The sequence below is a fragment of the Alteribacillus sp. YIM 98480 genome, from assembly GCF_009765375.1.
Lineage (GTDB): Bacteria > Bacillota > Bacilli > Bacillales > Marinococcaceae > Alteribacillus.
On record NZ_VTOK01000001.1, the window covers coordinates 301192 to 322576 of the forward strand.

Here is a 21385-nt window from a genome sequence, read left to right on the forward strand (position 1 = left end):
AAATAAAAATAAAAAAAGACGCCCCAAAAGTAATGAATGATCAACTTTTGGGACACCCCCTAAGCTTGTTCTACCATCTATTAAGGACACTAACACCAGGGCTTTGGAAAGTACTCATGGATTCTAGTACTTTGCCTGCTTCTTCTAACCCAACTGTTCTTGTAATCAGTTTTTCTGGCTGCAAAAAGTTGCCTTCAACCATCCTCATCATATCAGGAAAGCGTGATATAGGCATATTCGCAGAGCCATTTACAGAAAGCTCTGTTGTCACTATAAGATCTATTGGTAAAGGGATCATTCCTTTTTCGGCATTCGAGGTCATCCCTAATTGCAATAAACGTCCTCTTTTTCTTAAACTATAAATTGCATTCTGGCAAGTTGCCGTGATACCTAAAGCATCTATAGCTACGTGAGCGCCTCCCTTCGTTAATTCTTTTATTTCATTAACTGCATCTTTTTCTTTTCCATTGATGGTTACTTTTGCACCATGTTCTTTGGCAAGTGCTAAAGGTTCGTCGTTGATATCTACCGCAATAACATTAGCTCCCATAGCGGTAGCAACATGGATGGAAGAAAGGCCAACTCCGCCGCAGCCATGAACTGCAACCCATTCACCAGGTTTGACACTTACTTGGTCGACAATGCCGTGAAAAGCCGTCATAAACCGGCAGCCTAAACCTGCTGCTGCTTCATAGCCTACATTATCTGGTAAACGCATAACATTTTGATCCGCATTTGGAACGTGTACATATTCACCAAAGCCGCCATGATACGTTACGCCAACAATCGCAGGGCTTTCACACAAGTTGGCATGACCAGTGATACAATATTCACACGTTCCGTCTCCGTGGGCATGCGGTACAACGACACGATCTCCCTTTTTAATGTTTGTGACATTTCCTCCTACCTCTTCAACCACCCCTGAAAATTCATGTCCTAGTATGTGAGGTAACTCTAAGTCTAAGCCCACCCAGCTGAAATCTCCCTGCCATAAGTGCCAGTCACTTCGGCAGATTCCATTGGCTTTCACTTGGATAACAACCCCATCAGGAGTCAAGGATGGGTCAGGCATGTTCATAACTTCTAGATCTTTTTTAAGTTCAGTTACCACTAGTGCTTTCATAATTATTTCACTCGTCCTTTCAGATTAGGTTATAATGTAATCATAATTTTTTCAGTTAATTCTGAAAACTACTAATTTAGTATGGATGCTATCCACCAGATGAGGGGTATTGTGATTAAGCTTCAGCACCTGCTTCATAGGTTATTGGAAGCAATTATTAGTTGGTAAAAGATAAACTGATGCCTGGCTTTTTTTATGTTAAACCCCAAAAATGGGGGGGAGGCAACTCTTTAAAGGGGATAGATAAGATCAATAATTCATATTATAATTCAATTATAAATTCTTTATATTCAAAATAATCAAAAATATAAATTTCTACTTTTTTATCATTAAAGTAAAATTTTTAAGAAGTCTTATTTTTAAATAAAGGTTGTGAATAGAAATGTCAAAAAAATTAGAAGCAAGATTATTAGAGTTGGAAGCGCGTGAAGAAATTAAAGAAGTAATGGCTAACTATTGTCATGGTATTGACAAGGAAGATGAACCATTATTTATGGATGTTTGGGAAGAAGATGCAGTGTGGGAGTTAGGAGATCCTTCATCAGCTGCTAATAATAAACAAGAAATTTTAGAGAAAATACAATCGAATTGGAAGAGTATGTTTGAGAATCACCATCATACTTTAAATCCAGTTATAGAAATCGATATAGACAACGGAACTGCCACAGCTGTTGCAGATCTAAAAGCAACTGCTACAAATGCAAAAGGCGTTCCCTTACTTATAACAGCAACGTATTATGATAGTTTTAGCAATCGCACAGGCAAGTGGAGGTTCACAGAGAGGAAATTACGAATTCATTATATGACACCTGTACTTGAGCCATGGTCAAATACACCTGAAAGTAGAATAAAGCCATAATTGCTATCCGGCAGGTGTTGGCGTTGTAGATATTATCGTCGTTCAAGGTTAAACCAAAATAAATGTAATTACTTACAATCTTTATAAGCATTGGAAATAATTTTGAACATGATTTAGGGGTGGAATTATGTACGAAGGAGTAGAGACATTTGGAAAAATTGTAGAACATCGTGCGGAAAACAAGCCTAACGAACGTTTTATACGATTTGAAAACTGTGACCTTACGTATCAAGAGCTGCATCAAGATGGAAATAGAGTGAGTCATATGACAGCTGCTTTGGGATTATCAAAGGGAGATACCTGTGCAGTTATGCTTCCTAATAGTCCTGAATTTTTAGCAACATGGGTCGGTCTGGCAAGATTAGGTGTGATAGAAGTACCTATCAATGTCGCCTTTCGCGGAGATTTGTTGGCTTATATTCTTAACAAAGCGGAATGTAAAGCACTAGTAATTTCTTCCCAATGGGTAGAGAGAGTGAAAGAATTATCCGGTGAACTAACCCATCTTCAACAAGTCATTGTAATAGGAGAAGAGGCAGAGATGAAAGAGGATCGTTTTTCTTTTTACTCTTTTGAAAAACTCATGATGAATGCTAGTGATAACGAAGTGAAAGTTGACATACAATCGACAGATCCAGCACTTATTTTATTTACGTCAGGGACAACTGGACCTTCTAAAGGAGTGATTCTCAGCCACCGGGCAAATTTTAGTCTTGCTCAGACAGCCTGTGATCTAATGAACTATGGTCCGGAAGATCGTCTGTTTACCGTATTTCCGTTGTTTCACATTAATGCCCGCTACACAACTGTTTTGACAGCGCTCCTGGCTGGTTGTGACGTGGTCATGCATGAAAAGTTTTCTGCTTCTAAATTTTGGGATATTTGCAGAAAGGAGCAAATCACTTCTTTTAATTTTATGGGGTCGATGCTGACGATTCTTATGAAACAGCCTAGAAAACCGAATGATGCAGATAACCCCGTTAAAAAAGCATATGGAGCACCAACTCCAGTAGAAATATATCATGATTTCATTCAACGTTTTCAAGTGGAAATCTCTGAAGTTTACGGGTCAACGGAACTAGGAACGGCCATTTACAACCACGCTGATACATTTAAAGTAGGGTCTTGCGGTAAACCAGTGCCAATTTATGAAGTTGAGATCCATGATGAGAATGATGAACCGTGTCCTCCAGGTGTTGCCGGTGAAATCGTCGTTCGCCCAAAAGAGCCTTCTATTATGTTCTCTGGATATTATGGAATGCCGGAAGCAACCGTAAAAGCATGGCAAAATCTGTGGTTTCACACGGGAGACCGGGGTCGGGTGGACGAAGACGGTTATTTTTATTTCCTAGATAGAAAGAAAGATGTAGTACGGCGAAAAGGGGAAAACATCTCATCGTATGAAGTAGAAAGGGTGTTGAACAATCACCCGAAGATTAGAGAATCTGCTGTGATCGGTGTTCCTTCTGAGCTTTCAGAGGAAGAAGTACTTGCGGCAGTCACTGTAAAAGATGGTGAAGAGCTAAAACCAGAGGATTTGCTCGATTACTGTAAAACTTGCATGGCTGACTTTGCAGTACCTCGTTATATTAGATATTTGAAGACGCTGCCAAAAAATACTTCTTTAAGAGTTGAGAAATACAAACTGCGAAAAGATGGTGTGACAGATGACACGTGGGACCGTGAACTTGTTGGCTACAAAGTATAAAAAAGCAGCTGGTGATGTGATAGGGGAGTAATGTAATGAATCTTTTTCAATTAATCAAATATTTGGAGTGGATGATATGAAAATAATAGGGCTATCTGGAACCATTATCGGTTCAAAAACGTCGGCAGTCATACATCATATACTAGAGGAAGTTAAAAAAGCAGATACATCAATTGAAACTGAATGTATTGATTTAAAAGAATATAGGATAGAATTTTGTGATGGGAGAGAGACACATCATTATAATGAAGACACGAGAAAAGTAATTGAAAAGATGTCTTCTGCAGATATATATATTATAGGAACACCGATTTTTAATGCATCGATGTCTGGAGCATTAAAAAATGTCCTGGATCTTATTCCTCCTTCTGTCTTTCATAAAAAAGTAATGGGTTTTGTGGCGACAGGAGGATCTAGTGAACACTATTTTGTCATTGAAAATCAATTAAAAACAATTGCCGGATATTATCAAGCCTATGTCACAACAAATAATATGCTTATTCACCGAAGTAGTTTCGGAAATAATAATGAGATCATTGATAAGGAAACATCAGAGAAACTAACAGCACTTGCTAATGAATTAGCATTTATGGGTAAAAACTTAACCAAAATTGCAACTTCTTCAAGAAAGTGAGAATCATTTGTGCTGCTTTGCACAATGACCTGTAAATAAAATGAGACTGTTTGAGGGGGGGGGTACAATAATATGGAAGAATCTCCCTCAAACAGTCTTATATAAAAAAGAAATATTTATTTTTTATCTTTAAGAAAGTTTAACTTTATTAAAGGGTTAAAGTATAAGAAAATATAAGGCTTTCGCCATTAAGGACTTGGCGACAAGCCAAGTTTTTCTAAAAACGTGTATGAATGTTATTATGCTTGTACGTACCATTTTGGAATTCCACTAATTCAAATGAAAGACCCAAATATCGTCTTTCAAACAGACCTGAAAAGTGTTGTTTCATTTCTTCAAAAATGGCATCGCAAGCTTCTGTTTTTTCTGCTTGGGACCGACCTGTACCGATTTTTAATTGAGCATGTACGAAAGCGTCATCCTCCGTACCATCTGCAATCACGTAATCTTGTAGTTCAATGGCTCTTGAACGGATGCCCCCGATTGGAAAGACATCCCTTCGTTCGATTAATATCTTGTTGATTTTCTTTAACAGATTTTTTATCTCACCATCTTCTCTTAAATTATTAGTATATTCCACTATGAAATGAGGCACGTAAACTCCTCCTTTTTATGAGTTTTGAAACTGTTTATCACTAATAATGTAATTTTTAAGGGCACCGATGCCTTCTATTTCAGTAACCACTTCGTCTCCAGCATTTACTTTTTCAAGGCCTTCTGGCGTACCAGTAAGTATGACATCGTTAGGATTTAAAGTCATAAAATGGCTTAAGTATTCAATTAAATCTGGAATGGAAAAAATCATGTCTTTTGTGGTACCTTCCTGGGTTACTTGACCGTTAACGATTGTTTTTAGTGACAGATTCATAGGATCTTTGATGTCGCTTTGATCAACAAACCAAGGTCCGATGGGTGTGCAGGTATCTCGATTTTTCACACGAAGATTTGGACGGTAATAATTTTCGAGATAGTCTCGAATCGCATAGTCATTTGCAACCGTATAGCCAGCAACGTACTCGTAGGCATCTTCTTTTTTTACATTTTTAGCCGTTTTACCGATAATAACACCAAGTTCACATTCATAGTGCATATTCGTTGCTTCTTCAGGTCGTTTAGTAGAAGCATTGTGTCCAATAAAGGTGTTCGGCCCTTTTAAAAACACTAATGGTTCTTTTGGTGCGCTGAAAGATAACTCTTTGGCATGGTCGGCGTAATTTAATCCTAATGCAAAGACAGTTTGCGGTTGAACGGGCGGTAACCATTCCACTTCTTCCTCTGAAAACAAGCGGCCGTCGGTTAGTCTTACTTTCCCTTCATGTTCATATGCTTCGTGAATAGCACCGCCAACTGCTACGCGTGCTCGTTTCATTATAATTCCTCCTTTTTATCTTATAACTATCTCTTTCGTTAAATGAATGTATGAAAGATATTATTCTGCCACTACGCTGTTTTCTAGCTTTCCAATTCCTTCAATTTCCACTTGAACCTGGTCGCCTTCTTTTAGAAGCGGTGGATTTTCCGGTGTGCCGACTAAGAGAACATCTCCTTTGAATAAAGTCATAAATTCTGTAACATCTTCAATAAGCGTACCAATATTTCGAATAAGGTTTTCTGTTGAATTTGTTTGTTTCAATTCATTATTAACATATACCTTCACTTCCAGGTTATCTGCATTGGGAAGTTGATCTGCTTCGACCACCCACGGACCAATTGGACAAAAGCCATCCCTCGCTTTTTGTTTAACAGCAGGTCGATGCACACTTTCATGTGGAATGCTTATATCATTTACAATAGTAAATCCTTGTATATATTCAAATGCTGAACTTGCGTTTACATGTGCAGCTGTCTTCTTTAAAACGATACCAAGAGCTGCCCCTGTTTGTAATTCTTTCACGTCACTGGGCAGCGGAATATTGGATTGATGAGGGGTGAAAGTATTTAAAGGCTTGATATATAAAATAGGAGCTTTTGGGGGTGCTTTATAAGGATCGTTATGCAAAAGGTCTCCCATTTTCTCAAGTTCTCCTTTATAGTTTAAAGCTGTCCCGTAAACGGTAGCATTTGTAGGAACACCCCAATGCAAATCGTTCGCTGAATAGGATTTAGCGTGATATGCAACATTGTTTGTCTGAGGATCAACTTCTATTTCAACAGGTTGATATAGATTATTAAATAACCCTCTTGCTTTAATCATATCCATAACACTCCTTCTTATTGTTTATAAAATTATATATATTATTATATATGATTTATATTAAAGGTTCAATAAAGTAATGACGAAAAATAATGTAATAAATAATAAAGCCTGTGCTATTCTATAGCATAGGCTTTTACTTTATGAGTTTGGACAGCTCCTTTGAAAAGTTATTTTCGGTTTTCATAAGCTAGCAGTGTGTTTAACTTATGCTGACGTGCATATGCTTCTAAAGAGGCTTTGGAATCATGATTTTTTAACAGTTCAATCATTTTATCATGTTCTTTAACGGAATCTGGAGCACGCATTGGGAAAAATGCGAAGCCAGAGGTTCTGACCGTATCAAGTTTTTCCCAAGATTTTTCAATATCAATTATTAATAATTTATTGGGGCAATGCGAATAAATCGCAAAGTGAAACTTCTTGTTTAATTGACTGAACGTATTTAAATCATATTGAGTTAATACTTTTTTCATTTCTTCATTAATGTCAACTAATTCATTTACATGTTCTTCAGACATATGTTCTACACTTAGTGCAGTAGCATACCCCTCTAAAATTGCAAGCAGTTCCAGCGTCTGCTTATACACCTTTTCATCAATAGAAAGAACAACCGCACCAGCATTTGGTTTGTATTCGATAAGTCTGTCAGCCTCAAGCCGTCGAATAGCTTCTCGAACAGGAATGTGGCTGGATCCAACCTCCTTTGCAATTTGATCTAAAATAATGCGTTGTCCTGGTGAATACGTACCATCTAAAATCCGTCCTCTAATGACATTATATGCATGTTTGCTTTTATTCATCTTTTTCTGTTCCATAAAAATTATTATATATAATATTGTATACGATAGCAAGTGGTTGTTGATGTGTTATGTAGTAGGATAAGCGTTTTTAAATAAATCTAATAAACGTTGAGCTGCTTTCGTTAAACTGCGGTCTTTTTTCCAAATAATAGCTGGTTCAGCTGCAATAGAGGCGTCTTCGAGTTCTAGAATTCTGAGACTTTCATAAGAGAAAGCGTACAAAGTCGATCTTGGAACAATGGTTGCGCCAACCCCTGTAGTCGCCAGCGAAAGGAGCATGGTAGCATCTGGACATTCACAAATAACATTCGGCTCAAAACCATGATTTCTGCATTCATTTACGATTAATTCAAATTGACCTGTTCCACTGATTCTGTGAAGAAGCATTAACGGAATATGTTTTAATTCCTTCATGGAGATCTTTTGTACTTCTTGTTCAAAGCTGTTCCAATTTTCTGGAAGAACAAGAACATACGATTCAGAAGGGAGACGAAGCGTAGAAAATTCTTCTAGATCAACTGGAAGGCGAACGAATGCCAACTCAATGTCACGGTTTCTTATACTTTCTTCAAGATAAAAGGTATCACCTTCTCTAAGTAGAAACGAGATTTTTGAGTGCTGTTGGCGCAATTTTTTCATCTGTTCCGGTAAAAAAGAAAAGCAAGATTTGTTAGAACCTATTGCAAGAACACCTCTAATGCCTTCATTCGTTTCTTGTACTTCTACAATGGTTTCTTCAAGCTCATGCATTATGTTTTTAGCCTTTTTATACAACACACGGCCAGCTTCTGTTAATTCAATGGTACGTCCATTCCTTTCAAACAACTCAATATTTAGCTCTTCTTCAATCTTTTTTAATTGTTGACTAAGTGGAGGCTGGGCCATATGAAGTTTTTTGGCAGCTTTTGTGATCTGTCCTTCATCTGCAACTGTACAAAAATAACGAAGCTGTTTTATATCCATTTTATCACCCCTGCTGCAATGTTTCTTTATTGTATATGAAAAACATATATATAATCAATATTTTTAATATTTTTAATATGTTAGAAAGCGTGATACATTTAATTTAGAAATTAGTTAGACAATTTCCATATTTCGAAAAAGAGCTGCATCATAATATGGGAATTTTTTTTAGTATGAAAGAAAGCGTTATCAAAAAGATGGGAGGTAACATTTATGAGCACTCGTTTAATGGATGTAAATGATGCTGGGAAAGAAGCGATTTCTTCCATTTCAGACATTCAGCTTTATATTGATGGAGTATTTGTCCATGCCGATAGTAAGGAAACATTCGAAAACATTAGCCCCTTTACGAATGAACCAATCAACAGGGTCGCCTCTGGAGATACGGAGGATATTGATCAAGCTGTCAAAGCGGCAAGAAAAGCGTTTAAGGGAGAATGGGGAAACTTAAAGGTAAAAGAACGGTTGGCTTATATTTATAGGATTGCCGATTTAATTGATGAACATATCGATGAAATCGCTCCGTTAGAATCCTATGACACAGGGCTGCCCCTAAGCCAAACGAAAAAGATGGTTGCACGATCGGCTCATAACTTCCGATTTTATGCGGAAATGGTGTCAAGCCGTTTAGTGGGAGATGTGTATCAAGTAGACGACGAGTTTTTGAATTATACGATTCATAAACCAGTCGGCATCGCAGGTTTAATTACCCCATGGAATGCACCGTTTATGCTGGAAACGTGGAAAATCGCCCCGGCATTGGCGACAGGGAACACAGTCATTTTGAAACCGGCGGAATGGTCGCCGTTAACCGCGAATCGTCTAGCGGAGATTATTGATAAAGCAGGGCTTCCGGATGGTGTGTTTAATGTAGTGCACGGGTACGGCGAAAAAGCCGGAGCTGCATTGGTTGCGCACCCAGATGTGGAATTGATTTCTTTTACGGGAGAAACGACAACCGGTTCCGAAATTATGAAAAATGGCGCGGACTCGCTGAAACGATTCTCAATGGAATTGGGTGGTAAGTCACCGATCATCGTGTTTGACGATGCAGATTTAGACCGGGCTCTTGATGCAGCGACGTGGGGCATCTTTTCTTTCAACGGGGAACGCTGTACAGCAAATTCTCGCTTGTACCTTCATGAAAGCGTTGCCGACACCTTTGTCGAACGATTGAAAGAAAGAGTGCAAAATATTATCGTCGGAGATCCGATGAGAGAAGAGACCCAAGTCGGACCACTCATTCATAAAAAACATTATAACAACGTCAAAGGGTACTTGGAACTAGCGAAAGAAGAAGGCTGTGAGGTGATCAGCGGCCATATTCCAGAGGACATGAGCCGCGGTAACTTTATCGCCCCGACCATCTTATTGAATGCTCATAATAACATGCGGGTAATTCAAGAAGAAATCTTCGGTCCTGTGATCGCTGTCATGACCTTTAAAGAGGAAGAAGAAGTGATTGAACTCGCCAATGATGTTCGGTATGGCTTGGCTGGTTATGTATGGACGAAAGACATGCAGCGCGGCCACCGCGTCGCTCAAGCTGTAGACTCTGGGATGTTGTGGGTAAATTCCCAAAACGTCCGTGATTTGCGCACCCCATTTGGAGGTTCCAAACACAGCGGGATTGGGCGAGAAGGCGGTTATTATGCATTTGAATTCTACACCGAGGTTCAAATTATACATGTGGCGTTAAAAGACCACCACATCCCGCAATTTGGAAAAAAATAAATTTATTTAAGGAGGAATTAAAATGCCTGCTAAAACAGGAGCACAGTACAAAGAAAGACTTCGGAAGGCGAAAAATAATGTGTACATTCATGGAGAGCGTGTCGAAGATCCAACGACTCATCCAGGGTTTAAAAATGTTATTAATTCCATGGCAAACCTTTATGACCTTCAGTATGAGCAGCCGGAAAAAATGCTTTATACATCACCTACTTCCGGAGACAAAGTAGGAATGACATTTTTGCGTCCCGAATCAAAAGAAGATTTGGTCAAACGCAGAGAAGCGATTCAAACCTGGGCTCGGACATCCGGAGGTATGATGGGGCGTTCTCCTGATTATTTAAACGCTGAAGTGATGGCAATGGGAGTAGCAACCGATCTTTTTGCAGAAGATGATCCGATGTTTGCAGAAAATGCGAAAAATTATTACGAATATGCGCGCGAAAATGACATTAGTTTAACGCATACTTTAATTCACCCTCAGGTGAACCGTCAAAAAGCGCAGCACGAACAAAAAGACGCCAATGTTGCATTGCACCTCGTCGAAAAAAGATCAGATGGAATCATTGTAGACGGAGCACGTCTTTTGGCTACACAAGGCGGTATTACAGATGAAATTCTCGTATTTCCATCAACCGTAAAACAAGCTGGTGAACTAGATGATCCATATTCCCTAGCGTTTGTCGTACCAAATAATACCCCTGGGTTGAAGTATATTAGCCGCGAGTCTTTTGATTACGGAAAAAATGAATGGGATCATCCAATGAGCAGCCGGTTCGAAGAAGGAGACGCGATTGTCTATTTTGATAACGTTTTCGTACCTTGGGAAAAAGTATTTGTTTGCGGAAACTCTTCTATTTGTAACCGGACCTTCCTTGAGACAAACGCCGTTGTGCATATGTCTCACCAAGTAGTAGCTAAAAATGTTGTTAAAACAGAGTTTATTCTTGGCGTTATCTTAAGCGTTATGGATGCGATTGGAATCGATCAATTCCAGCACGTAAAAGATAAAGGAACAGAAGTCATGCTCGTCTTGGAATCTATGAAATCTCATTTATTCAAGGCTGAACAAAATGCTTCATTAGACAAATGGGGTACGATGACACCAGACTTTGAAGCTCTAAATGCAGCAAGGAACTGGTTTCCAAGAATTTATCCGCGTCTAGTTGAAATTTTAAGAATTCTAGGAGCATCTGGATTAATGGGCATTCCAACAGAAGCAGATTTTCAGCATGAAGAACTCGGTCCTATTGTAAACCGCGCCCTTCAAGCGAAAAATCTCGAAGGTTATGACAGAGTACAATTGTTCCGGTTAGCATGGGACCTAACATTAAGCGCGTTTGGAAGCCGTCAAATGCACTATGAATACTACTTCTTCGGTGATCCAATTAAAATGGGAATGACATACTTTGATCAATTTGATAAAGAGCCGCACAAACAATATGTGCAAGATTTCTTAAAACAAATTAAATCATCAAAACCGGATTTTTCAAAAGTTTAAGGGGGGGATAAATGATGAATTTTGATATCATTCGCACAGGCCGCGCCGTACTGCATGTCACAGACCTTGACAAGTCAAGAGCATTTTACGATGCGCTTGGCTTCATTGAAACCGAATCCGATGAAGAAAACATTTTCTTCCGCGGATTAGAAGAGCACAATCACCATAGCCTTTGGCTGAAGAAAAAGCCAGAGGCTGCCGTGGAAATAATCAGTTATAAAGTGCGATCCGAAGAGGATCTCGAAAAACTAGAATCCTTTTTTACCAAGCAGGGGAGCGAAGTGAAGTGGCTCGAAAAAGGAAGCCAAAAAGCCCTCGGGAAATCACTGCGCGTGCAAGATCTTTCCGGGCTTCCAGTAGAGTTTTATGCGGAAATGGAAACCGTTGATCGTATGCTCCAGCGTTATGATCTATACAAAGGTGCGAAAGTGCAGCGTATTGATCACTTTAACTGTATGGTTCCGGATGTGGAAAAAGCTTATAACTATTATATTGATGAGCTTGGCTTTGCCTGTTCGGAATACACGGCTGGGGAAGAAGAAAAAATATGGGCGGCTTGGCTTCATAGAAAACCAAGCGTGCATGATGTTGCGTTTATGAACGGACCAGGTCCTCGTCTTCATCACGTCGGTTTTTGGTTAAACGACCCAATGAGCTTAATTAACGGCTGTGATGTGCTGGCGTCGATGGGATACGCTCCAAACATCGAACGCGGCCCGGGACGCCATGGGTTGTCTAATGCTTTCTTCCTCTATTTAAGAGATCCGGACGGTCACCGGATTGAGCTGTATAACGGGGACTATCTCACAAGTGATCCGGACTTCAAGCCGGTCCGCTGGGATCTTGATGATCCGATGCGACAGACATTCTGGGGCCATGAAGCACCAGACAGCTGGTTTGACGAAGCCTCTGAAGTGCTCGATGTTCATACTGGAAAGAAAATCGATCTGAAAGAGCCGACATTGAAAAAACGAAAACCAACGTTTGTCATATAAAGCATCATCTTCTAAGGAAGTGGAGGATAATCATGCTCAAAACAGAAATCGAAAAAAGAAAAAGACTATTTATTGATGGAGAATGGCGAGAAGCAGGGGAATACATACCTCTGTATTCTCCCTTCAATCAAGAAATGTTAACAGAAATACCGAAAGCTTCTATTGAGGAAACAGATACAGCGATTGAAGCCGCCGTCCAAGCCCAAACGAAAATGAAAAAGCTAACGGCTCATGAACGAAGTGAGATCCTTTTTCAACTTGTCCGGCTTTTGCAAGATAACCATGAAAAAGCAGCTGCACTCATCGCTCAGGAAGCAGCAAAGCCCATTGCCACAGCTAGAGGCGAAGTAGACCGGACGATCCAGACTTATAAGTTTGCTGCGATGGAAGCCAATCAATTATATGGAGAAACACTCCCGATGGATGCGGCACCAGGCGGTCAAAATCGACTGGGTTATACGGTACATGAACCTCTTGGCGTTGTTGGGGCAATTACTCCTTTTAATTTTCCTATGAATTTGGTGGCTCACAAAGTAGGACCAGCTATTGCCACAGGCAATACTATTGTGTTAAAACCAGCTTCCCAAACACCGTTATCAGCATTCTTTCTCGCCGAATTGTTACAAGTTGCCGGACTCCCTGAAGGGGCATTAAATGTGGTGACCGGAAGCGGCCGCGTTGTAGGAGACCGGATTGTAAAAGATGAACGGGTGAACATGATTACGTTTACGGGAAGTCCGGAAGTCGGTAAAGAAATTCGCAGCAAAGCCGGTTTGAAGAAAGCGACCTTAGAACTCGGTTCGAATGCAGCTGTAATTGTCGATGAAGATGTCGATCTTGATGCGATTATTTCTCGCTGTGTCCAAGGCGCTTTTGCCTTCCAAGGTCAGGTTTGTATATCGCTTCAACGTGTGTATGTACATGAAAACGTCTACGAATCCTTTGTTGAGAAATTTGTAGAAGAAACGAAGAAATTGGTGACTGGAGATCCGTTAGATGAAAAAACAAATGTCTCGGCCATGATCTCAGAAGGGGATGTGGAGCGTGCTTTAGCCTGGATTAAGGAAGCTAAAGAGAGTGGAGCTGTTGTGAAAACAGGCGGGGAGCGAGAAGGCAGCATTGTTCTTCCTACGGTACTTCTAAATGCAGCAGCCGATCAGAAAGTATCGTGCCAAGAAGTTTTTGCTCCAATTGTGGTGATTAATCCAGTATCGTCTATTGACGAAGCGATTGGTGAAGTCAATCATTCACGCTATGGCCTGCAAGCAGGCATTTATACGAAAAACATCCAAAAGGCTATGAATACGTCCGAACAGCTTGAAGTCGGCGGAGTAATGATTAATGACATTCCGACGTTCCGAGTGGACCATATGCCTTATGGGGGAGTGAAAGAAAGCGGAACGGGGCGCGAAGGTATTAAGTACGCGGTAAAAGAAATGACAGAGTTAAAATTAGTCGTCGTAAATAACAATCAATAAATTTATGTTGTAGAGGTGATAATGATGGATGATCGTATGTTCAGAACAGCGATGGGGAAATTTGCGACAGGTGTAACCGTAATTACAACGGAGGTAGATGGAGAAGTACACGGCATGACTGCCAATGCATTCATGTCCGTTTCATTAGATCCTAAACTTGTCCTCATTTCTGTTGGAGATAAAGCCCGCATGCATGACTTAATTAAACGTGCTGATAAATTTGCTGTAAATATATTGTCAGAAGAGCAAAAAGAGATGTCAATGATTTTTGCCGGTCAAATCAAAGAAGAAAGAAACGTAGCTTTTGAAGATTTTGAAGGAACGCCGATTATAAAAGATTCCCTCGTTAATCTAGCATGTAACGTGTATGATGCGCATGAAGCTGGGGACCACACCTTATTTGTCGGCGAAGTATTGAATTTAAATGTTCAAGACGGCGAACCGCTTGCTTTCTTTGAAGGGAAATATAAACAGATTAGCTAAGGAAAGAAATGGAGTAGGAGGGGCAGTAATGAAAACCATTCAACTAGGTTATCCAATAACTGATACCTTAAAAAACAAAAGTGAACCTTGCGTTATGGCTTTGGGCTTTTTCGATGGCGTGCATTTAGGTCACCAGCAGATTATTAAAACAGCAAAAACCATTGCAGCTGAAAAAAATTTGAAGCTGGCGGTCATGACCTTTTTCCCACACCCAAGCACAGTGATTAAAAAAGGAAATCAGGTGACAAAATACATTACTCCACTGTCTGTAAAAAAACAGATATTTGAAAAACTGGGTGTTGACCTGCTATATGTTGTAGATTTTAATATGGATGTTGCCAAAATTCCTCATGACCAATTCGTTAACGAATACCTTGACGGTTTACAATGCAAGCATGCAGTAGGCGGGTTTGATTATACGTATGGATTTAAAGGAAAAGGTGATATGGCTCAATTAAATATTGATGCTAATGGACGCTTTGGCGTGACCACAGTAGAAAAGCTGGAAAAAAAACATCACAAAGTAAGTTCTACTTTGCTGCGCGAACTCATATCGGCGGGCCGAGTAGAAGATATTCCAACCTATCTTGGGAGCCGGTATGCACTTCAAGGAATATTACAAAGAAAAGAAGATAACTATATTCTCTATATTGACTCAGATTATTTTCTGCCCTGCCCGGGAAGCTATGAAGTTACGTTGAAAAATGGAGTACTTGTAACCAAGGGGCTCTGTGAAATTAAATCAAGCGACCGACCTGGAGAACTTCACATTAGAATGTTTTATGGCCAGCCATTTGAAAATACGCTGCCTGTTCAATTACAATGGGAAAACTTTATTGCTGATTATGAAATGGATGCTTTCCATGCGCAAGCCCGATTTGAGGAAATGGAAGTAAGCGTGTAATTCTCCCTCCTCCTTCATTTGTTATGGACCCTTGTTGCCTCTTAATAGCGAGCAGCGAGGGTTTTGTATGTGTAAAATGTTTCTCGAGGATTTAAGCCCAAATTGGTAGAAAAAAAGAGAAGGCACTCTATCATAAATGTATGCCTACCAGAGCAAATACATATAGAAAGAGGCCTTCTCATGATATCTGTTATACCACACTTATACTAGATAATAAAAGACACCAAACATTTTATTGAAGCAGAGGAAAGCATGCAAAAGTATGGCTGATCCAACGAGAAGACTGGAAGACCATTCCATTTATGTTCGGGCCCGTCCGTTATCGTCGTACGTTGATGGTAGACCCTGAAGGAGAAAATCATTATCCCTTGGATGAGTGGATAGGTATCAGAAAACATCAGAGGCTGAGTCCGTTGGTCGAAGTAAAAGTGGCAGAAATGGCCAGTGAAGCGACGTACCGGGAGACAGAACGGGTATTAAAAGAATGGACAGCTGTAGGTATCAGTCATCAAACAGTGGGAAACATCGTAAGACAGGGGTACTGCACAAGCCCAGGTTAATGAAAAGCTTTCAATGATGACCCATTTTTTCGGAAGCTTCGAAAGAAGATTTCGAAAAAGTGGAGGCCACCAAGCGAAGCGCAGTAGCTGGTTTTAAAGCGTACAAAAATAGATTGCTGAAAATAGTAGTGTTATAAGCATGTCGAGAAAAACTTGACGCATACCCACTGCCCTTACGTATTTGATTGTCTTCACGACAGGAATTTCAGTCACTGTACCTTCTGTGATTTCATTGATAGCAGTTATGGCGGTAAAGAAAGAGCTACAGCAATGTCCTTGTACTCATTTTTCCTATTTGTTGGATCGACCATTGGACCTATAATTACTATTTATTTATTGAAGGTAACGGGGTATGGATGGACATTTATAATCTTGTCTATGTTTTTGGGAACAGGTATTTCAATTACATTTTTGATTGCAAAGAAAGTGTTTCAAAGAGCGGGATAGATGTTTAAATATAACGAAAAACATGCAATCATTTTGCTTAGGAAAGAAGCTGAAAAAAAATTACAGTTAACTACTTATTAAAACAGCTTTTTATAAATTCATACTTGAAATCATATATGAAAATATATATAATAAAATGTAATAAAAGATATATATTAAAGTATTCACATGAGGGAGGATATATGAATGAGTAGAAATTATGATGATATTAAAAAAAGATTAAGAGGTTCCATTGCACCAGTGGTTACGCCATTTAAGGCAAATCATGAGGTAGATTACGAGAAACAGTCAGAATTGATTGAATTTCAATTGGAAAATGGAACGCATGCTATTTCTGTTACGGGTACTTCAGGGGAACCAAGCTCCCTTACGACAGAAGAACGTGTGAAAGTGATGGAAAATGCGATCAAAACGATTAACGGCAGAGTCCCATTCGCACCAGGGACTGGGTCAACCAATCACGATGAAACAATGTATTTAACGAAAAAAGCTGAAGAAATGGGCGCCGATGCTGCAATGGTTATAGTGCCTTACTATAACAAACCAAATCAGCAAGCGTTATACAAACATTTCAAAACAGTTGCTGATTCTGTAGATATTCCAATTATTATTTACAATATCCCTGGGCGTACTGCACAAAATTTGGAAGTTACAACAATGGCACGCCTAGTCAAAGATTGCCCGAATATAGTAGGGGCGAAAGAGTCCAATAAAGATTTTGAACATGTAAACAGAGTGTTACTTTATTGTGGAAGAGATTTTCTCTTATACTCCGGTATTGAATTACTTTGTTACCCAATGCTTGCAATTGGAGGAGCAGGATCAATAAGTGCTACCGCAAACGTAGAACCAAAGAAAGTAGCCGAGCTCCATGATGCTTGGGAAGCAGGAGACGTCAAAAAGGCGCAGGATCTTCACTTTGAACTTATGAAATTAAATGATGTGTTATTCAAAGATACGAATCCGGCCCCTGTGAAAGCGGCACTTGGTATGATGGGGAAAATTGAACCAGTATTACGACTGCCTATGGATCTGCCATCCGAGGAGCTTCAAAATGAAATTCGTGAGACATTAAAGGAATATAACATCGATCCACAGTATACTTAAGCGCGTTTTATTAAATGAAGGTTGGGAGAAATGAATAAGGGCGTATATCCTTAAATCCTTCTCCCAATTCATTTTATCTATAGTATGAAAGCGCTTAATTCATCTGTGGTGATAAAGGAGGAACAACATGATTAAGTTAACAAAGAAGATTTCACAAACATTTGTTTTAGCTGCTGCAAGTGTGCTTATGCTTGGTGCGTGTGCTGATGACTCCACTTCTGACAGCTCTTCTGAGGCTTCTGGATCATCCGGTGAAGCACAAGAGTTTGATTTTTCGCATATGTTCCCTTCTAATCACGTCATGGAAACAGAGGTTGTTCAAGAGTTTAAAGCATTAACAGAAGATGCAACCAATTCGGAAGTTCAAATTATATCTTATCCAGGAGCGCAGCTAGCTGAGCCAGATGCTCAATATGAAACAGCGGCAACTGGTGTAGCTGATATGGGGTTTAGCGTGCATAGTTATACACCCGGACAATTTCCGCTTACTTCTGTGATGGAACTTCCTTTCATGAGTGAAACAGGGGTAGAAGGTTCCCAAATTTTATGGGAATTGTATGAAGAGTTTCCGGAGCTGCAAGATGAATATGAAGATACGGTACCTTTATGGACGGCAACTTCTGAACCCGGCCAGATTTTCACGGTTGGTAAACAAGTAAAAAGTGTAGAAGATTTGGAAGGGATGAGAATACGTTCCCCATCCCCTGAGGTAAATAGGTGGCTTGAAGAAATGGGAGCTACGCCAGTATCGATGTCGATGAACGAAACTTACGAAGCGCTTGAACGCGGAGTAGTTGACGGAACGGTAGGACCATTTCACACGTTACTAGATTATAGTTTGCACGAAGTGATTGATTATGTCACTGTTGGTAATTTTTATATGACAACGTTCTTTGCGGTAATGAATCAAAGCAGCTGGGATTCGATTAGTGAAGAGAACCAATCAGCCATGGAAGATATAAATGGTGAACATATGTCACAGGTTGTTGGAGAAACCATGGATAAAAGAGCAGAAGAAGCGGCTCAGGCAGCAGAAGAAGCCGGAGCAGAATTTTATGAATTGAGTGATGAAGAAAACGAGGAATGGAGTGAATATTTACAACCCGCCATTGATGCTTGGATTGAAGATAAAGAAGAAAAAGGGCTTCCAGGTCAAGACATCTACGACAGAGCTATTGAATTAGGCTCTGAATAATAGGGGTTTTTAATATGAAACAATTTATTAATGGGTTAGAAAAAATGGTAAATGTTCTTAGTCTTGTTTTGCACCATATTTCTAACGTTATTTTATGTATTGTTACGTTTTTGATTACGTTTGATGTGATCGGGCGCTTCTTTTTCAATCAGCCAATCAAAGGGGCATTTGAATTAACAGAATTAGGCTCAGCGATTCTGGTGTTTTTTACCTTCGCTATTACTCATAAATACAAAGAACATATTGCCATTGGTTTTGCTGTAGACAAACTGCCGCATAGAATAAGACATGTTATGGAAGGTTGTATTGAATGGTTCATTTGTGTCATGGTTTCTTTAATGAGTTGGCATATATTTAACGAAGCTATGCGTACGATGGGGCGGAACGTGACAACCAGTGATTTGAATTTAACAGTGTATCCATTTATTATCATAGCTTCTATTGGTTCTTTCGTCTTTGCGTTTGTGGCTCTAACCAGTGGGCTCAAACATTTTGTTAAGGCGGTGGAAAAAACATGAGCCCGGAAATTATAGGTATTATAGGTATTGCCATTCTATTGGTTCTATTTTTGCTTAAGGTTCCCGTAAGTATATCTTTAATATTTATTGGAACTGTTGGATTTGGGATGATTAGAGGATTTGATACAGGCTTCGTCCAATTAGGAAATACACCGTTTGGAACTGCCAGCTCCTATTCACTCAGTGTGATTCCCTTGTTTATATTAATGGGGATGATTCTATCTTACAGTGGGTTTGGACAGGATTTGTTTCGAGCTGTTGACTCATGGCTGGGACATATTAAAGGCGGAATGGCTCTAACAACGATAGGAACCAGTGCCATTTTCTCTTCTATTTCCGGTTCTGTAAATGCCACCACAGCAACAATGGCACGTATTACTCTGCCAGAGATGAAAAAATACAATTATAGTCCCACTTTATCTACTGCTTGTGTAGCGGCTGGCGGTACCTTGGGGATTTTAATTCCTCCAAGTGTTATTTTAATTTTGTATGGTATTTTAACGATGGAACCAATCGGACAATTACTGGTTGCAGGTCTTATTCCCGGTATTGTTCAAATGATTCTCTTTATGATTGTAGTGTATTTATGGGTGAAAAAAGATCCTGCAGCTGGTCCATCATCTGAGAAATCAGATTGGAATACAAAATTAAAGTCCTTATCCAAAGTATGGCCATTTGTATTGTTGTTTGTTCTCACAATCGGAGGAATATATTTAGGGGTTTTTACTCCTACAGAAGCGGGGGCTGTTGGGTCGTTTGGTGCACTTGGATTAGCTCTTATCACGAGAAGGTTAAACGGTAAGAAATTAATCAAAGCATTCAGTGAAGCTACTCGTTTATCTGCCATGATATTTCTGATTTTAATTGGAGCAGATGTTTTCAGCCAATTTTTATCTATCAGCAGGATTCCAGCTAAAATTACTATGTTTGTTAATGGGCTTGATTGGTCTCCATTTATGATTATGGGAATGATTCTTCTTGTCTATTTTATTCTTGGCTTATTCTTAGAAGGTATTGCTATATTAGTTTTGACTCTGCCAGTGATATACCCGCTGGTGACACAGTTAGGGTTTGACGGTGTTTGGTTTGGAGTCATTATGGTTATGGTAATGAACATTGGTTTAATTACTCCGCCTTTAGGTATAAGTGTTTATATCATTAGCGGTGTAGTGAAGGATATCCCGATTGAGAGAATATTTAAAGGTGTTACACCTATGTTAGCTGCTATGGTGCTTGCCATCATCTTATTTACAGTGTTTCCAGAGTTGATTACATTTTTGCCTGAATTAATGAGAGGATAAGAATAAGAGGGTTGTCTTCAATAATATTCAATTGGAGATAACTCTCTTTTTTTCGCAGGTAAGCGGATGTTTAGCTTTAGTTCCGAGCCGTTCGGGGCGCCCAAATAAAGAAGAGTTTTTGCTGCAGCCGCGGTACTTTTCTTATGATGACTTGGTGTTTTTGTCGAATGATCAATAAAAATTCGGTAGAATAATATTAATTGGGTCTACGTATTGTTTCTAGCAATAAAAAACGAGGAGGAACATAATGTCAATGACAACTGCAAACAAAATTAAAAAAAGCGCTTTACATCTTTTTGTTGAAAAGGGGTATGACGGTACTTCTTTAACAGATATAGGTGATGAAGTAGGTATAAAAAAGCAATCCATATATGCACATTACAAAAATAAAGATGATCTTTTTTTACAAGTAATGGAAAAAGTAATTAATGAAGAAATCTCATTTTTAGGTGATTATTTTGGAAAGCAGAAAGATAAAACGATAAATAACATTTTGTATTACTTTATTCTTCAATTAAAAGAGAGGTATCAATCAGTAGGAGAAAGAAACATTAAATTTCTGCTTAAAATGATGTTTATCCCCCCTAAACACTTAGAAGAAAGAGTGATTTCAAGTGCCTTTAATTATTATGATAGTTTACAAACATACATAAAAGAAGCATTTGAGAATTATGAAGATGCTTTAGAGGTCAATGCGGAAGAAGGTACTATATCTTTTATGAATTTTATTGATGGGCTCCTTGTGGAATTAATTTATGTCAACGTTGACGAATTTGAAAAAAGATTCTCGATTTCTTGGAAAATTTATTGGCGTGGAATAGAAAAACAAATGTAATTTTCTATTGTAAATTTTCTGATATTTACTTATAATAAAACTGACG

21 protein-coding genes and 1 pseudogene are annotated in these 21385 nt (G+C 39.2%); 16 read left to right on the top strand and 6 right to left on the bottom strand.

What is annotated here, in order from left to right:
* Positions 1-70: 70 nt before the first annotated feature.
* Complete coding sequence (locus FZF09_RS01295) at positions 71-1123, bottom strand: zinc-dependent alcohol dehydrogenase family protein (protein WP_158734756.1); 1053 nt, start codon at positions 1121-1123, stop codon at positions 71-73.
* Positions 1124-1505: 382 nt separating this feature from the next.
* Between FZF09_RS01295 and FZF09_RS01300 the strand changes: the two genes are divergently transcribed.
* The 3 genes from FZF09_RS01300 to FZF09_RS01310 all read left to right on the top strand — a co-directional run bounded on the left by FZF09_RS01300 (position 1506) and on the right by FZF09_RS01310 (position 4324).
* Positions 1506-1982, top strand: coding sequence for a nuclear transport factor 2 family protein (locus FZF09_RS01300; RefSeq protein WP_158734757.1), 477 nt, complete (start codon positions 1506-1508; stop codon positions 1980-1982).
* Positions 1983-2109: 127 nt separating this feature from the next.
* The gene (locus tag FZF09_RS01305) at positions 2110-3690 is read left to right on the top strand and encodes an ATP-dependent acyl-CoA ligase (RefSeq protein ID WP_158734758.1); all 1581 of its coding nucleotides are present in this window, start codon (positions 2110-2112) and stop codon (positions 3688-3690) included.
* 76 nt (positions 3691-3766) lie between these two features.
* On the top strand, positions 3767-4324 hold the full coding sequence (locus tag FZF09_RS01310; RefSeq protein ID WP_158734759.1) for an NADPH-dependent FMN reductase: 558 nt from the start codon (positions 3767-3769) through the stop codon (positions 4322-4324).
* Positions 4325-4541: 217 nt separating this feature from the next.
* Here FZF09_RS01310 and FZF09_RS01315 read toward each other — a convergent pair whose 3' ends face one another.
* From FZF09_RS01315 to FZF09_RS01335, 5 genes are all read right to left on the bottom strand, one after another.
* A complete protein-coding gene (locus FZF09_RS01315) occupies positions 4542-4919 on the bottom strand; it encodes a 5-carboxymethyl-2-hydroxymuconate Delta-isomerase (RefSeq protein ID WP_158734760.1) in 378 nt (125 codons plus the stop codon).
* 15 nt (positions 4920-4934) lie between these two features.
* Positions 4935-5693 carry a fumarylacetoacetate hydrolase family protein gene (locus FZF09_RS01320; protein WP_158734761.1) on the bottom strand — a complete coding sequence of 253 codons (759 nt, stop codon included), beginning with the start codon at positions 5691-5693 and terminating at the stop codon, positions 4935-4937.
* Positions 5694-5753: 60 nt separating this feature from the next.
* Positions 5754-6518: a fumarylacetoacetate hydrolase family protein gene (locus FZF09_RS01325; protein ID WP_158734762.1), complete on the bottom strand. Its 765-nt coding sequence runs from the start codon at positions 6516-6518 to the stop codon at positions 5754-5756.
* A 170-nt stretch (positions 6519-6688) separates the two neighbouring features.
* On the bottom strand, positions 6689-7321 hold the full coding sequence (locus tag FZF09_RS01330) for a GntR family transcriptional regulator (protein ID WP_233269361.1): 633 nt from the start codon (positions 7319-7321) through the stop codon (positions 6689-6691).
* A 66-nt stretch (positions 7322-7387) separates the two neighbouring features.
* Positions 7388-8284, bottom strand: coding sequence for a LysR family transcriptional regulator (locus FZF09_RS01335; RefSeq protein ID WP_158734764.1), 897 nt, complete (start codon positions 8282-8284; stop codon positions 7388-7390).
* 213 nt (positions 8285-8497) lie between these two features.
* Between FZF09_RS01335 and hpaE the strand changes: the two genes are divergently transcribed.
* The 13 genes and pseudogenes from hpaE (at position 8498) to FZF09_RS01395 (ending at position 21339) form a co-directional block, all read left to right on the top strand.
* Positions 8498-10018: a 5-carboxymethyl-2-hydroxymuconate semialdehyde dehydrogenase gene (hpaE, locus tag FZF09_RS01340; protein WP_158734765.1), complete on the top strand. Its 1521-nt coding sequence runs from the start codon at positions 8498-8500 to the stop codon at positions 10016-10018.
* A 22-nt stretch (positions 10019-10040) separates the two neighbouring features.
* Positions 10041-11516, top strand: coding sequence for a 4-hydroxyphenylacetate 3-monooxygenase, oxygenase component (gene hpaB, locus FZF09_RS01345; protein WP_158734766.1), 1476 nt, complete (start codon positions 10041-10043; stop codon positions 11514-11516).
* 14 nt (positions 11517-11530) lie between these two features.
* On the top strand, positions 11531-12511 hold the full coding sequence (gene hpaD, locus FZF09_RS01350; protein ID WP_158735014.1) for a 3,4-dihydroxyphenylacetate 2,3-dioxygenase: 981 nt from the start codon (positions 11531-11533) through the stop codon (positions 12509-12511).
* Positions 12512-12543: 32 nt separating this feature from the next.
* Positions 12544-13989 (top strand): aldehyde dehydrogenase family protein, encoded by a 1446-nt coding sequence (locus tag FZF09_RS01355; RefSeq protein ID WP_158734767.1) that lies wholly within the window; start codon positions 12544-12546, stop codon positions 13987-13989.
* Between the two features lie 24 nt (positions 13990-14013).
* The gene (locus tag FZF09_RS01360) at positions 14014-14472 is read left to right on the top strand and encodes a flavin reductase family protein (protein WP_158735015.1); all 459 of its coding nucleotides are present in this window, start codon (positions 14014-14016) and stop codon (positions 14470-14472) included.
* A 28-nt stretch (positions 14473-14500) separates the two neighbouring features.
* Positions 14501-15376 (top strand): FAD synthetase family protein, encoded by an 876-nt coding sequence (locus FZF09_RS01365; RefSeq protein ID WP_158734768.1) that lies wholly within the window; start codon positions 14501-14503, stop codon positions 15374-15376.
* 263 nt (positions 15377-15639) lie between these two features.
* Positions 15640-15909 (top strand): annotated as a pseudogene (locus FZF09_RS01370) (UPF0236 family transposase-like protein); the annotation flags it as partial.
* Positions 15910-16089: 180 nt separating this feature from the next.
* Positions 16090-16383, top strand: coding sequence for an MFS transporter (locus tag FZF09_RS23280; protein ID WP_370514407.1), 294 nt, complete (start codon positions 16090-16092; stop codon positions 16381-16383).
* Between the two features lie 186 nt (positions 16384-16569).
* The gene (gene hpaI, locus FZF09_RS01375) at positions 16570-17490 is read left to right on the top strand and encodes a 2,4-dihydroxyhept-2-ene-1,7-dioic acid aldolase (RefSeq protein WP_158734769.1); all 921 of its coding nucleotides are present in this window, start codon (positions 16570-16572) and stop codon (positions 17488-17490) included.
* Between the two features lie 127 nt (positions 17491-17617).
* On the top strand, positions 17618-18685 hold the full coding sequence (locus tag FZF09_RS01380; protein ID WP_233269362.1) for a TRAP transporter substrate-binding protein: 1068 nt from the start codon (positions 17618-17620) through the stop codon (positions 18683-18685).
* 14 nt (positions 18686-18699) lie between these two features.
* Positions 18700-19203 carry a TRAP transporter small permease gene (locus tag FZF09_RS01385; RefSeq protein ID WP_158734770.1) on the top strand — a complete coding sequence of 168 codons (504 nt, stop codon included), beginning with the start codon at positions 18700-18702 and terminating at the stop codon, positions 19201-19203.
* Positions 19200-20504 (top strand): TRAP transporter large permease, encoded by a 1305-nt coding sequence (locus FZF09_RS01390; RefSeq protein WP_158734771.1) that lies wholly within the window; start codon positions 19200-19202, stop codon positions 20502-20504. Before FZF09_RS01385 ends, FZF09_RS01390 begins: the two co-directional genes overlap by 4 nt.
* A gap of 247 nt (positions 20505-20751) precedes the next feature.
* On the top strand, positions 20752-21339 hold the full coding sequence (locus tag FZF09_RS01395; protein WP_158734772.1) for a TetR/AcrR family transcriptional regulator: 588 nt from the start codon (positions 20752-20754) through the stop codon (positions 21337-21339).
* Positions 21340-21385: the final 46 nt, after the last annotated feature.

Coding starts and splice junctions, on each gene's coding strand:
- FZF09_RS01355 (WP_158734767.1), top strand. CDS start 12,544: ATGCTCAAAACAGAAATCGAAAAAAGAAAAAGACTATTTATTGATGGA.
- FZF09_RS01300 (WP_158734757.1), top strand. CDS start 1,506: ATGTCAAAAAAATTAGAAGCAAGATTATTAGAGTTGGAAGCGCGTGAA.
- hpaI (WP_158734769.1), top strand. CDS start 16,570: ATGAGTAGAAATTATGATGATATTAAAAAAAGATTAAGAGGTTCCATT.
- FZF09_RS01295 (WP_158734756.1), bottom strand. CDS start 1,123: ATGAAAGCACTAGTGGTAACTGAACTTAAAAAAGATCTAGAAGTTATG.
- FZF09_RS01360 (WP_158735015.1), top strand. CDS start 14,014: ATGGATGATCGTATGTTCAGAACAGCGATGGGGAAATTTGCGACAGGT.
- FZF09_RS01385 (WP_158734770.1), top strand. CDS start 18,700: ATGAAACAATTTATTAATGGGTTAGAAAAAATGGTAAATGTTCTTAGT.
- FZF09_RS01320 (WP_158734761.1), bottom strand. CDS start 5,693: ATGAAACGAGCACGCGTAGCAGTTGGCGGTGCTATTCACGAAGCATAT.
- hpaE (WP_158734765.1), top strand. CDS start 8,498: ATGAGCACTCGTTTAATGGATGTAAATGATGCTGGGAAAGAAGCGATT.
- FZF09_RS01305 (WP_158734758.1), top strand. CDS start 2,110: ATGTACGAAGGAGTAGAGACATTTGGAAAAATTGTAGAACATCGTGCG.
- FZF09_RS01380 (WP_233269362.1), top strand. CDS start 17,618: ATGATTAAGTTAACAAAGAAGATTTCACAAACATTTGTTTTAGCTGCT.
- FZF09_RS01310 (WP_158734759.1), top strand. CDS start 3,767: ATGAAAATAATAGGGCTATCTGGAACCATTATCGGTTCAAAAACGTCG.
- FZF09_RS01365 (WP_158734768.1), top strand. CDS start 14,501: ATGAAAACCATTCAACTAGGTTATCCAATAACTGATACCTTAAAAAAC.
- hpaD (WP_158735014.1), top strand. CDS start 11,531: ATGAATTTTGATATCATTCGCACAGGCCGCGCCGTACTGCATGTCACA.
- FZF09_RS01395 (WP_158734772.1), top strand. CDS start 20,752: ATGTCAATGACAACTGCAAACAAAATTAAAAAAAGCGCTTTACATCTT.
- FZF09_RS01390 (WP_158734771.1), top strand. CDS start 19,200: ATGAGCCCGGAAATTATAGGTATTATAGGTATTGCCATTCTATTGGTT.
- FZF09_RS01325 (WP_158734762.1), bottom strand. CDS start 6,518: ATGATTAAAGCAAGAGGGTTATTTAATAATCTATATCAACCTGTTGAA.
- FZF09_RS01330 (WP_233269361.1), bottom strand. CDS start 7,321: ATGAATAAAAGCAAACATGCATATAATGTCATTAGAGGACGGATTTTA.
- hpaB (WP_158734766.1), top strand. CDS start 10,041: ATGCCTGCTAAAACAGGAGCACAGTACAAAGAAAGACTTCGGAAGGCG.
- FZF09_RS01335 (WP_158734764.1), bottom strand. CDS start 8,284: ATGGATATAAAACAGCTTCGTTATTTTTGTACAGTTGCAGATGAAGGA.